The sequence below is a fragment of the Fusibacter fontis genome (assembly GCF_055378735.1).
Window position 1 is genome coordinate 769,231 of the sequence record NZ_AP042445.1, and the last position, 12,383, is coordinate 781,613.

12 protein-coding genes are annotated in these 12,383 nt (G+C 35.1%); all 12 read right to left on the minus strand.

Translation table 11 applies throughout. From position 1 onward, the window contains the following. Nucleotides 1–7: 7 nt before the first annotated feature. The gene (locus tag ACZ41W_RS03440) at nucleotides 8–1,096 is read right to left on the minus strand and encodes a DUF3048 domain-containing protein (protein WP_464313486.1); all 1,089 of its coding nucleotides are present in this window, start codon (nucleotides 1,094–1,096) and stop codon (nucleotides 8–10) included. Beyond that, entirely contained in the window at nucleotides 1,096–1,575 is a 480-nt protein-coding gene (gene ybeY, locus ACZ41W_RS03445) for an rRNA maturation RNase YbeY (RefSeq protein WP_464313487.1), read from the minus strand. The genes ACZ41W_RS03440 and ybeY overlap by 1 nt, the downstream gene beginning before the upstream one ends. A 1-nt stretch (nucleotide 1,576) precedes the next feature. Then, a complete protein-coding gene (locus ACZ41W_RS03450; protein WP_464313488.1) occupies nucleotides 1,577–3,748 on the minus strand; it encodes an HD family phosphohydrolase in 2,172 nt (723 codons plus the stop codon). Beyond that, nucleotides 3,702–4,724 carry a PhoH family protein gene (locus ACZ41W_RS03455; protein WP_464313489.1) on the minus strand — a complete coding sequence of 341 codons (1,023 nt, stop codon included), beginning with the start codon at nucleotides 4,722–4,724 and terminating at the stop codon, nucleotides 3,702–3,704. Before ACZ41W_RS03455 ends, ACZ41W_RS03450 begins: the two co-directional genes overlap by 47 nt. Nucleotides 4,725–4,874: 150 nt before the next feature. Then, nucleotides 4,875–5,321, minus strand: coding sequence for a GatB/YqeY domain-containing protein (locus tag ACZ41W_RS03460; RefSeq protein ID WP_464313490.1), 447 nt, complete (start codon nucleotides 5,319–5,321; stop codon nucleotides 4,875–4,877). A 16-nt stretch (nucleotides 5,322–5,337) separates the two neighbouring features. Further along, nucleotides 5,338–5,520 carry a 30S ribosomal protein S21 gene (gene rpsU, locus ACZ41W_RS03465; protein ID WP_204661319.1) on the minus strand — a complete coding sequence of 61 codons (183 nt, stop codon included), beginning with the start codon at nucleotides 5,518–5,520 and terminating at the stop codon, nucleotides 5,338–5,340. A gap of 125 nt (nucleotides 5,521–5,645) precedes the next feature. After that, the gene (locus ACZ41W_RS03470) at nucleotides 5,646–5,987 is read right to left on the minus strand and encodes a histidine triad nucleotide-binding protein (protein ID WP_464313491.1); all 342 of its coding nucleotides are present in this window, start codon (nucleotides 5,985–5,987) and stop codon (nucleotides 5,646–5,648) included. Nucleotides 5,988–6,061: 74 nt separating this feature from the next. After that, nucleotides 6,062–7,384, minus strand: a complete 1,323-nt coding sequence (gene mtaB, locus ACZ41W_RS03475) for a tRNA (N(6)-L-threonylcarbamoyladenosine(37)-C(2))-methylthiotransferase MtaB (RefSeq protein WP_464313492.1) — start codon at nucleotides 7,382–7,384, stop codon at nucleotides 6,062–6,064. After that, the gene (locus ACZ41W_RS03480) at nucleotides 7,381–8,121 is read right to left on the minus strand and encodes an RsmE family RNA methyltransferase (protein WP_464313493.1); all 741 of its coding nucleotides are present in this window, start codon (nucleotides 8,119–8,121) and stop codon (nucleotides 7,381–7,383) included. The genes mtaB and ACZ41W_RS03480 overlap by 4 nt, the downstream gene beginning before the upstream one ends. A gap of 56 nt (nucleotides 8,122–8,177) precedes the next feature. Beyond that, entirely contained in the window at nucleotides 8,178–9,116 is a 939-nt protein-coding gene (gene prmA / locus ACZ41W_RS03485) for a 50S ribosomal protein L11 methyltransferase (protein WP_464313494.1), read from the minus strand. A 203-nt stretch (nucleotides 9,117–9,319) separates the two neighbouring features. Next, entirely contained in the window at nucleotides 9,320–10,501 is a 1,182-nt protein-coding gene (gene dnaJ, locus ACZ41W_RS03490; protein ID WP_464313495.1) for a molecular chaperone DnaJ, read from the minus strand. A 71-nt stretch (nucleotides 10,502–10,572) separates the two neighbouring features. Further along, nucleotides 10,573–12,381, minus strand: coding sequence for a molecular chaperone DnaK (dnaK, locus tag ACZ41W_RS03495; protein ID WP_464313496.1), 1,809 nt, complete (start codon nucleotides 12,379–12,381; stop codon nucleotides 10,573–10,575). Nucleotides 12,382–12,383 lie beyond the last annotated feature (2 nt).

Genomic DNA, 12,383 nt, shown 5'->3' on the forward strand with positions numbered 1-12,383 from the left:
CACCTCTCTATTTAATAGATTCCTTATTACCGGTTTTCATAATTTGAAACCATGTTACGCCAGGATTGAGCTTAATTGGAGAGCCACTTGCATCAAAAAATTCAGTGATGGCTTGAGCGGATTTTTTACTCCAAGTGACATCAATCATTTTGCCACCGGTATAGTATGTACCCTTTCCCGATGTGACTAAATCAACATCTAACCGACCTTCATTATCTAAAACGCGAATATCAGCATATTGGACCAAAATATTGGTACAGGTTAACTGCGTCTGAGTATTTTCATCCAAATGGGGGGTTCCATTAGTATATCTAAAATAGAGTTTCTTTTCATCGTTATATTTATACGAAGTATAATAACCAACAGGGTCATTTTTCACAGGTTCTTTGTAAACAAATGTAATTTCAACTGCATCTTGACCTGTGAGTGGCGTAAAGACTGGATTAAAAGGTAAAAAAGTGACCGGTTTTGATACGTCATACTTCAAACGTATTGCATCCGCTATCAGGACTTCGGAAGACGTATACATATTATGAGGTGCTTTTTTATGCGTTTCACGCCAAAATGCACTGCTACTTAAGCCATCAATATCTGCAATTTCATACGCCTTGATATCACTTAGCGCCTGCATTGATCCACCAACGTGTACATAGTATGGGTCAAATTCCATGGCCTTCTCAACAAAGTAAGGTCGACTGCTTCTTACCGGACCGACGTGTTCCGGCATATTACCGTAAAAAATCGCCATATAGCGTGTGATGAGACCTTCCGCCAAGATTTCATAAACTACATCTGCCTCAGAAAGCGCTGCTTGAGGTCTTGCGTTATATTGATTGTCGAGCATAATCGCGATGGGACGTCTTTCTGTCATGTTTTCTTCTGTGCTAAGTCCTGTCAAAGGATTAATAAAATTTTCGTTTACATTGTCTTGAGAAGATTCGGAAGTGGTGCTTGTTTCGTCTTTTATTGCATCAATTATATTATCTCTATTTTGACTTGATTTTTGAGAAGAATTCATCCCATTTATTGAGATAAAAAGAAACACTGATAGAATGATGCCTGCAATCACTGCGCCCAAGACAAGTTTTTTATTCATTATCCCTCCTGAATGATTTCGCCTTTAAAAATTCTAAGTGATTTTAGTACGACTTTTTCTTTATTACGCATTTCAAGTTTATCCGCTTCGTTCATATGATCATAACCAAGCAAATGCAAGATACTATGAACTGTCAGATAAATGATTTCACGTTCAAGCGAATGACCAAAATCGTCAGCCTGACGAATGGCTTGGTCCATACAGATCACAACATCACCTAAATAAATAAACGGTTCATTGATGCCATCCTCTTTTATAGAATCGTATTGAGGAAATGAAAGAACATCTGTCACAGCATTTTTTTGTCTAAAATCTTGATTCAAAGATTGAATACGTTCATCCGTAACAAATAGAACACTTACTTCGCCATCCACATCAATGCCTTCATATTCAAGTACTTTATCTGTCGCTTTTATAATAAGTTCTTCAATATTTTCGGGTAACGTTATTTCAGTTTCATTCGTGATTTCTACTAGCATATTAGTTCTCCTTTTTTCCTGAAATTCCGTCAAATGCTTCTTTAGAAATTTGATCGAGATTAATCTCAGGATAAGCAATTCTTTCGTGGAAAATACCACTCAATACATTTAAAAATGATCGTTTAATGGCTTCTAATTCTTTAAAGGTTATTTCTGCATTTGTAAATTGATTCTCGGCCATTTTTTGTTGAATGATTTTGTCAATTAAGAGTGTAATTGAATTTTGAGTTGGATCTTCTTCGCTTCTAACAGCAGCTTCAATACTATCTGCAAGCATGAGGATTACAGCTTCTTTCGAAGTCGGTTTTGGTCCAGGATATAAGAATTTACTGATATCAACATCTGGGTTATTTATTTGCTCTCGATGATAAAAATACTTGATGAGGGATGTGCCATGATGTGCTTTTATAATTTCGATAATTTCTTGTGGTAGCTTGTTTTTTTCAAGTAAATCAACACCATATGTCATATGACTGCGAATGAAATTTGCACTGACTTGTGGCGGAAGTTTATCATGTGGATTATCATGACCGACTTGATTTTCTTTATAGTAATAAGGGCGTTCTAATTTTCCAACATCGTGGTAAAATGCTGCAACACGTGTTAAAAGACTATTTGCTCCAATATCATGAGCTGCTGTTTCAGCCAAATTACCTACCATAATACTATGATGATAGGTACCAGGTGCTTCAATCAGCAAACGTTTTAATAATGGTCGATTTGGATTTGTAAGTTCCAAGATTTTAAATGGCGTGAGAATGCCAAATAAACCTTCGAAAAGTGGCATGATACCAATACTCAAAACTGCACATAACACTCCATTTGCAATAGAAAATGACAAAGCGTAAGGGAGCGATTCTAGTTCTTGTTTATTGATCATCGCCTGCATAATTGTAAAGACTGATAAAATAATGGATACATAAGCACCGATCGTTACAACTTGCGAACGCTGTTTAATATTACGAACAGTGGCTCGTGTTACTAAAATCGTCAGTAGATATGCGATCATCATATAAGTTCCCAAATTTGTCCACATCGCTGTAAGGATTAACAATACAATGCTAAAAAATAAAGCCAGTGATGGAGACAACATGATGCCCGCCAAAATTGAAAACGTTGGTACCGGCAAAAAGTAAGGAGATAATTCATTGAAGAAACTTGAAGTTAAAAAGAATGTCATGAATAAAGTCATTAAAATTGCATATGATTTGTTTGACATCAAAACATCTTTTTCAAAGATTACAAGGTATAAATACATAATTGCCCAAATAACCAGTAAAAATCCAAATAATCCAATCATCATGACGATATTATCCATAGGAGTTTCAACAATAACCCCACCACTTTTTAATAAATCATAATTTTCTTTTGTTAGCACTTCTCCTTCTTTTAAAAATAAAGTGCCCTTTTTATAAGTGATATCATCTATTTTACTGATGGCATTGTCTATTTTTTCATTTGTTTTTTGAGTATCGACAAACTTGTTCGTTACCATCGCACCTGTTATGAATTTTGTCAAAACAGTCTTATCAAATTTTGTTAGATCCGTTAACGACGCAATATAGGTATTAATATTTCCAATCGCAACACTTTTATCTTCATCAGTTAATCCAACGGTCATATTTTCTATGGCAATATCAACTGCATAATTATTAAGTAGATTAATTTTACTTGTTGAAAGGACAATTAAGTTAGATAATTCTTCTTCTGTAAGTGCATAGATATTTTTGCGTTCAATTCCAGAAAAAATCTTTTTCATCACTTCAGTGTCATTGGCATATTCAGTTTTAATTTCAAGAAGTCGTGTAAAGAAATCTGTTAGATTTTTCTTAGATTCCACTTGTTTTGAGAAATCGATATACATAACAGGTTCTATTTCAGCTGCTTTTAATTGCTTTAACTTCTGCGTTTCAGCTATGTCGACGATATCTGTTTGTAGATATAAATCCTCTTTTATGACGCTATTGGCTTTGTAATTATATATCCCAAAAAAATTGGCATTGTTGAGTGTAAAGAAAACAACTATTAAACAAACGAGCATAATGAAATAATTCAAATAAAGAGGTTTTCTTTTATGAAATAATTTGCTTCGAATTTTTAATCTCGTATTTCCCTTATTCTTTTTTTTATTTTTTGAAGTGTTCATTTTTTTTCGCAGTATGAATCGAGCCATTTTTCACATCCTTATGTTCTTTTTCATAGCGATCATAGCTAGAAATAATTTTTTTAACGAGTTCATGACGAACGACATCTCTTTCAGAAAAATTAATAAAATCAATTTCTTCCACGTTTTTTAATACTTCTATTGCATTCACTAAACCTGAGCGTTTCCCTTGAGGTAAATCAATCTGTGAAATATCTCCGTTTACAACGACCTTAGAATTAAATCCAAAGCGTGTTAAAAACATTTTCATTTGCTCTTTTGTCGTATTTTGTGCCTCGTCCAAAATGATGAACGCATTGTCGAGTGTACGTCCTCTCATATATGCAAGTGGCGCAATTTCTATAAGTCCTCGTTCTCTATAGGAGTTAAAGGTTTCTGGCCCTAGAATGTCATACATCGCATCATAAATTGGACGTAAATATGGATCAACTTTCATCTGTAAATCTCCAGGTAAAAAACCTAAGCTTTCGCCGGCTTCAACAGCTGGACGTGTAATGATGATCCTGCCAATTTCGTTGTTTTTAAATGCACGAATGGCCATTGCCACTGCTAAATATGTTTTACCAGTTCCAGCAGGGCCAACGCCAAAAACAACATCTTTTTTCTGAATGGCTTTGATATATTTATTTTGACCAATTGTTTTGGGCTTAATATATTTGCCTCTGGACGTGACGCAAATAAATGATTTACTGAGGTCTTCAAGCTCATTCTTTTCACCGATATCAACGGATTGAATGATATAATGAATTTTTTGTTTATCAATGACTTCACCTGATTGGATATTTCGAATCAGAACGTGTATGACTTCTTCGACCTTATCAACGTCTATCGAGTCTCCTTTGATGATAATTTCACCATCACGTGAAGTAATCGTGACCTTAAAAGCTTTTTCTAATAAAATGATATTTTCATCTAAATTTCCAAATAATAAATGGAAAGCACTAAAATCGTCTAGTACCATCTTTTTCACTATAGTTGATGTCATAAAACCTCCTAGATACACGGTTTATTTTAACATAATTTAACAAATAAATCTATCAAATGGCAATATTCATGCTACTGTAAAATTTGATGCAAAAAAAATTAATGGCACATCCTAAGACGTGCCATTTAACTTATTATTCACTTTCATGCATTATGAAGATAAACCTTTTTTAACAAGATCTGCAACGAGCTTGCTATCTGCTTTACCTTTTGTAGCATTCGTGACGATTCCCATCACTTTGCCCATATCTTTCATTGAAGCTGCTCCAGTTTCCTGAATCGCATTTGAAACGATTGCTCGAATCTCATCTTCAGAAAGTTGCTCAGGCATGTAAGCCATAAGAATCTCTATTTCTTTTTCTGTCAAGTCTACTAAATCTTGACGTTCACCATTCTTGAAATCAACAATGGCATTGTTTTTCTGTTTGATTTGTTTTGCTATAATATCAATAATTGCTTCATCATCAAGTTCAATTCTTTGATCGACTTCCACTTGCTTTACAGCAGCGCGTAACATCGTAATAACTGACTTTCGAACAGCATCTTTATCTCTCATAGCTACTTTTAAATCATCCATGAGCAAATCTTTTAGTGACATATTTATTCACCTCTCACTAAAACTGCTTTTTCTTTTTCTTTCTAGCTGCTTCAGATTTCTTTTTACGCTTCACACTAGGCTTCTCGTAATGTCTTCTTTTCTTAATCTCAGCCATTACGCCAGCTTTAGATGTTTCTCTTTTAAATCTTTTTAAAGCACTATCAATACTTTCATTTTCTCCAACTTTGATGCCAGACATTCACATTCCCTCCCTCCGTGAATAGATTCTTTAATAGTACAGAGGAATGTACCTAGAACATACTTTGTTATTATACACTACTCATACGTAAAAATCAATAAATTCTCAAATGTTTTTTACATTTTTTAACCAGGTGGCCATTGTAACTGTCGCCCACCGAGTAGATGATAATGCAGATGCTCAACTGTTTGTCCTCCGTGTTTACCTATATTTGTAAGCAAACGGTAACCGGAGTCTTGAATTCCGAAATCCTCCGCAATTCTTTGTGCAACTGAATGAATATGTCCTATTAAAACATGATGAGATGGATCAATCTTAGCAATCGATTCAATGTGTACTTTGGGTACTATTAAAACATGAATGGGCGCTTCAGGATTGATGTCTTTAAAAGCATAGACTAAGTCGTCTTCAAATACTTTTTGTGACGGAATATCACCGTTTATAATCTTACAAAATATACAATCCATTTTATTACACCTCCTTCCATGTGTTAAAAGTCCAAATACATTATATCAATAACCTGTTGACAACGGAATAGAAATTACATAAATTGTCCGAAAATTTTATTATTTTCTATTTTGACAATTTTAACGCGATAAATATCATTTTGCCTAATGACTTTTGCAGGGTTTTCTTGTTCGTTTGAAGATTCTACATATATTTTTAAATAATTGGGCGTATGGCCGATTTGATAGGTATCTTGTGTCTCTTCAAATAGAACATCGACGCATTGATTTAAAAAAGACTCATTGTAAATTTGATTTTGTTTCGTTACAAGTTCTATCAGTTGCTCGCTGCGTTGTTTTTTTATCTGAGGTGATACTTGATTTTCCATCGTCGCAGCTGGCGTACCTTCTCTGATAGAAAATGGAAAAACATGGACCTCGCTGAACTGAATTTTTTTGACAAAATGAAGCGTCTCAAGATATTCTGCTTCTGTCTCTCCTGGGAATCCAACGATGATATCTGTTGTAATTGCAGGATTTGTGTAAATAGATCTCAATTTTTCAACTGCATGTTGATATTCTGTAGATGTATATTTTCGATTCATGCGTTTGAGAACCGAGTCGGAACCACTTTGAAGTGAAAGGTGAAAATGATCACAAATTTTAGTGAGAACATTCATTCTTCTGATAAAATCATCCGTAATAATTCGAGGCTCAATACTTCCAATGCGAATGCGTTTAACTGTGGAAATTTGGTCAATCTTTTCTAATAAATCTATTAAGGATACATTTTGAAGATCCACTCCATAGGAACCAATATGAATGCCTGTTAAGACAAACTCCGTATATCCTGATTGAGATAATTTTGTAATTTCATCAAGAATCGAATCCATTGGTCGACTTCTTACAAGTCCTCTTGCATAAGGAATAATACAATAAGAACAAAATTGATTACACCCTTCTTGAATCTTGATGAACGCACGTGTATGTGTGGTTATATGCTCGAGCTTCATTTCTTCAAACTGTTGTACTTTCATGATGTCTTCGATGATTACATACGGTTTTGATGTTAAATTCTGGCTGTATGCGTCAATATAAGACAAGATTTGATGACGTGCATTGGTGCCAATGATAATGTCCACACCTTCGATTTGTGATACCTCATCTGGTGAAATTTGTGCATAACATCCCATGACGATGACAATACTTTCGGGATTGTTTTTTTTCGCACGACGAATCATTTGTCGCGACTTTTTATCACTAACATGTGTTACCGTACACGTATTAATGATATAAATATCTGAAAAATCGTCAAAATCAACGATTTCATATCTGTTTTTATAAAAAATATCCATTAAAGCTTCTGACTCATATTGGTTTGTCTTACACCCTAGAGTCATGATCGCTACTTTATTCATTCAAGTTCTCCTAATTCATATTGCGCACAAGTCACAGCTACAAAACCCGCAGTTTCTGTTCTGAGTATGCGTTTTCCAAGCGTCGTCACTAAAGCGCCACTTGATTCTAGTAGATCAATTTCTTGAGGTTCGAGGCCGCCTTCTGGACCGATGAAAATTGCGATTTTCTTTCCAGTAAAGTCCTTTAAAATAGATTTCAGCCCCCTAGAATGCTCATTTTCATACAAGACGATAAATGCATCATATTCGCTGATATAAGATCCCATTTTTTTTATTGGAATCAGTCCAAACAATTCTGGAATTCGGTCTCTTTTGGATTGTTTGGCAGCTTCTTTTATAATTTTTTCGTATCGCTCTAGTTTTTTTGGAATTTCTTTATCTTTCCATTCGACGATACAACGATTTGAATCAATCAGATAGAATGAATGCACGCCTAACTCGACATTTTTTTGTAAAATGAGTTCAAGTTTTTGACCTTTAGGCATACATTGAAATAAATCAATTTGAACCGAGGATTCATGCGTATGAGCTGTTTTCAGACAAATCTCTAAGATGATTTGATCTGAATTTAATTCTTTTGTTTCTGTGATGTAAAGTGAATCTTCTGTTACGATTTCAATTTGCTCACCTAGTTTCACTCTTAATACACGCATGATATGGTTGATGGAATCTTTGTTTTTAATGAAGACCTGATTTGTATTCACTGAATCTTCACTTTCTAGAAAAAAACGATGCATGTCGACCTCAAATAATTTATTATTTTACAAGTTGTGTTCATGTAGTTGCGTTTGAATTAGATTCGTTTTTTTGAAACAACTACAGCCCATTCGCCCTTTTTCATCACTTCAATAATTTCAAAATTTCTTTTTTCTAATTCTTCTACGACCCAATCTGCTTTGTTAAGTATAATTCCTGAGCTTATGAAAATAGCATCTTGTTTGAGGATTTGGTCGATATCATCTGACAATTTGACGATGATGTCTGCAATAATATTTGCTACGACTAAATCTGCTTTTTCTGGGATGACTTCAAGTAAATTTCCACAACGCACATCTGTAACATGGGATAATCCATTTAACCGAATATTTTCTTTTGCAGTTTCAACAGCAGATGGATCAATATCAGCAGCAATGATATGGTTTGAACCTAATTTTCCGGCAGATATGGCAAGTATGCCACTTCCGCATCCTACATCAACAACTGTATCTGATGGATTCATGTATTTTTCAATCATCTCAATACACATAGAAGTCGTCTCATGAGTCCCCGATCCAAATGCATTTCCTGGATCTATTTCTATGATGATATCCGTATCTAGTGCTTCATACATTTCCCAAGATGGCTTAATAACAATATTTTGACCAATTCGCGTTGGTTTAAAATATTTTTTCCATTCATTTTCCCAATCCTTTGGGAACACTTCGTTAAAAGTAATTTCAGCAAGTCCAATTGGGATATTAAAATCTTTCAAATTTTCAAGCATTTCTTTTACTTCTAATGATACGGAGTCTGGATCAATTTCTTCAAAGTATCCCGTTAATAGAGCACCATCAAAATCTAATTTGCAGTTTTGAGGATCAAAATAATCCCATTGTCCGACGTCTTGATTGAGTAAATCCTCGTCTTCTGGATTGTTGACAAGTACACCCGTTGCACCTACTACATAAAGAATATTCGTCACTGCGTCAATTGCTTCAATAGCAGTTTTTATGTGAATTTCATAATATTTCATAACATATCCTCGCTTTCATTCATTTCTTGTAAAATGTCGAATCACTTGATTCTATTTTTCTTATTCCTATTAGATTAGTATGAATTTGTTTCAATCTATAATATATCATAGTTCTATGCTGTCGTCTATCGTTGAAACGCAATAAAAGGTTGAGCATCGCCCAACCTCTTTTTTAATGATCATATCTTGTTTTTATGTGAGTGTTATGTGAGTGAATCCTTGAGTTTATCAAAAAACTTTTTATCATTGCCTTTTTTTGAAGCTTTCGATCCTTCTTGTGTTTGAGACGAAGAAGATGGTTTTTTACCGTTCATTTCATCATCGAACTGTTGTAAGGCTTCTTTTTGCTTTTTATTCAAATTAACAGGGATCTCAATATTTACTTTCACATATTGATCGCCTCGACCATATCCATTGAGTACTGGAACGCCTTTACCTTTTAATTTAAAGGATTTTCCACTTGGAGTACCTTCAGGTATTGTGAACTTCGCTTTGCCATCCAACGTTGGCACCATGACTTCAGCACCTAGAACAGCTTGCGCATAGGAAATCCATAAATCGTAGTAAATGTCATTGCCATCACGACTAAAGAATTTATGTGGTTTAACTCGAATGACAACTATCACATCGCCACGAGGTCCACCATTTTGTCCTAAATCGCCTTCTGCACGTAATTGCATGTTTGCACCATGAAAAACGCCTGCTGGAATGTCGATTTCTTTTGAGATACGTTTCTTGATGATGCCATGTCCTTTACATTGATGACAAGCTTGATCATAGGTTTCGCCTTTACCTTTACATGTTGGACATTGTTTGACGCTAATGGATTCGCCAAATAAAGACCTTTGAGAATATCGCACTTCACCAGTACCGTTACAAGCGGTACATTTGTGTGTAGCTGTGCCGGGTTCGTTGCCCGCACCATGACACACGTCACAATCTTCAGTCCGCAAAAATTCAATGGTTTGTTTTTTTCCAAAAGCTGCTTCTTCAAACTCAAGGGTGATATCCACTCGAATATCTTTCCCTTTTCTAGCAGAAGTTCGACCTCTTGATCCACCAAATCCGCCAAATCCACCGCCAAACATTTCGTTGATTATATCTTCAAAACCACCAAAACCTTCAAAACCTGAAAATCCACCAGCGCCTGAATTTTGATTGACGCCTGCATGACCAAATTGATCGTAGAGTCGTCTTTTTTCAGTATCACTTAACACTTCGTAAGCTTCATTTATTTCTTTAAACTTAGCCTCAGCTTCTTTGTTATCAGGATTTCGGTCAGGATGGTATTTCATTGCCAGTTTTCTGTAAGCTTTTTTGAGTTCGTTTTCATCTGCGTTTCTTTCAACGCCGAGCAACTCATAATAATCAGCTTTGTTACTCACGTAGTATACCGCCTTTCCTATTTATGAAGGGCATCCTAAGATGCCCTCATTTAAAACTCATAGTCTAAAATTTAGTCTACCACTTCATAATCTGCTTCGTCAACTGGTTCTTGATCATTGCCTGGAGTTTGTCCAGCAGATGCTTGCTCTTTTGCGTAGATTTTTTGAGCAATTGGTTGGAACGCATTTGTAAGTGCTTCAAAGTCTTTTTTCATAGTTTCAATATCTTCAGTCGCCATAGATGTTCTCAATGCTGCGATTTTTGCATTTACTTCTTCTTTTTCAGAATCAGAAATTTGTTCGCCTAAATCAGACATTGATTTTTCAACTTCATAGATCATGTTGTCTGCTTTATTGCGTTCTTCGATCAATTCTTTACGTTTTTTATCTTCTTCAGCATGTAATTCAGCTTCTTTTACTTTTCTTTCAATTTCAGCTTCTGAGAGGTTTGTAGAAGATGTGATAGTAATGTGTTGTGATTTTCCAGTTCCTAAATCTTTTGCACTTACATTTACAATACCATTTGCATCGATATCAAATGTCACTTCAACTTGTGGTACGCCTCTTCTTGCTGGTGGAATACCGTCAAGTTGGAATCTTCCCATGCTTGTATTGTCGTTTGCCATTTGACGCTCACCTTGCAATACGTGAATATCAACAGCTGTTTGATTATCAGCAGCAGTCGAGAATACTTGACTTTTCTTAGTTGGAATTGTTGTATTTCTTTCAATTAATTTTGTAAATACGCCACCAAGTGTTTCGATACCAAGTGAAAGTGGTGTAACGTCAAGTAAAAGAACATCTTTTACATCTCCAGATAACACACCACCTTGAATAGCTGCACCTAAGGCAACACATTCATCAGGGTTAACGCCTTTATGTGGTTCTTTTCCTACAAATTTCTTAACAGCATCTTGAACTGCAGGGATACGCGTAGAACCACCAACTAAAATGACTTGTTCGATTTCAGATGGATCTAAACCAGCATCTTTTAATGCTTTTTTAGTAGGTTCCATCGTTGCATCTACTAATGATTTAGTCAATTGATCAAATTTTGCACGTGTTACATCGATATTTAAATGAAGTGGACCTTCAGCTGTTGCTGTGATGAATGGTAAATTTACATTTGTTGATTGCGTTGAAGACAGTTCTTTTTTCGCTTTTTCAGCTGCTTCTTTTAATCTTTGAAGCGCCATTCTATCTTGTCTTAAATCAACGCCGTGCTCGCTTTTAAATGTATCTGCTAAGTGATCCATAACGATTTTATCAAAGTCATCTCCACCTAAATGGTTGTTTCCGTTTGTTGCTAATACTTCGAAAACACCATCGCCAATTTCAAGAATTGATACGTCAAATGTACCACCACCAAGGTCAAATACCATGATTTTATGTTGTTTGTCAGTTTTGTCTAATCCATAAGATAACGATGCAGCAGTTGGTTCATTGATGATACGTTTTACTTCTAAACCAGCAATTTTACCAGCGTCTTTTGTCGCTTGTCTTTGAGCATCTGTAAAGTATGCAGGAACTGTAATAACTGCTTCTGTTACAGTTTCACCTAAATAACTTTCAGCATCTGCTTTTAATTTTTGTAAAATCATCGCTGAAATTTCTTGAGGAGAATATGATTTCTCATCAATTTTCACCTTGTGATCTGTACCCATTTCTCTTTTAATAGAACTAATTGTTCTATCTGGATTTGTAATTGCTTGTCTTTTTGCCGTTTCACCAACAAGTCTTTCGCCATTTTTTGTAAATGCAACGATTGATGGTGTGGTTCTGTTACCTTCTGCATTTGGAATTACTACAGCTTCTCCACCTTCTAATACAGAAACACATGAGTTTGTTGTTCCTAAGTCAATACCAATTATTTTTGCCATTT

Bases quoted from the DNA above. Each gene is read 5' to 3' on its own strand.
- ACZ41W_RS03470 (WP_464313491.1), bottom strand. From the start codon at position 5,987: ATGGATTGTATATTTTGTAAGATTATAAACGGTGATATTCCGTCACAA.
- ACZ41W_RS03455 (WP_464313489.1), bottom strand. From the start codon at position 4,724: ATGACATCAACTATAGTGAAAAAGATGGTACTAGACGATTTTAGTGCT.
- prmA (WP_464313494.1), bottom strand. From the start codon at position 9,116: ATGAAATATTATGAAATTCACATAAAAACTGCTATTGAAGCAATTGAC.
- ACZ41W_RS03450 (WP_464313488.1), bottom strand. From the start codon at position 3,748: ATGGCTCGATTCATACTGCGAAAAAAAATGAACACTTCAAAAAATAAA.
- ybeY (WP_464313487.1), bottom strand. From the start codon at position 1,575: ATGCTAGTAGAAATCACGAATGAAACTGAAATAACGTTACCCGAAAAT.
- ACZ41W_RS03480 (WP_464313493.1), bottom strand. From the start codon at position 8,121: ATGCATCGTTTTTTTCTAGAAAGTGAAGATTCAGTGAATACAAATCAG.
- rpsU (WP_204661319.1), bottom strand. From the start codon at position 5,520: ATGTCTGGCATCAAAGTTGGAGAAAATGAAAGTATTGATAGTGCTTTA.
- ACZ41W_RS03440 (WP_464313486.1), bottom strand. From the start codon at position 1,096: ATGAATAAAAAACTTGTCTTGGGCGCAGTGATTGCAGGCATCATTCTA.
- dnaK (WP_464313496.1), bottom strand. From the start codon at position 12,381: ATGGCAAAAATAATTGGTATTGACTTAGGAACAACAAACTCATGTGTT.
- ACZ41W_RS03460 (WP_464313490.1), bottom strand. From the start codon at position 5,321: ATGTCACTAAAAGATTTGCTCATGGATGATTTAAAAGTAGCTATGAGA.
- mtaB (WP_464313492.1), bottom strand. From the start codon at position 7,384: ATGAATAAAGTAGCGATCATGACTCTAGGGTGTAAGACAAACCAATAT.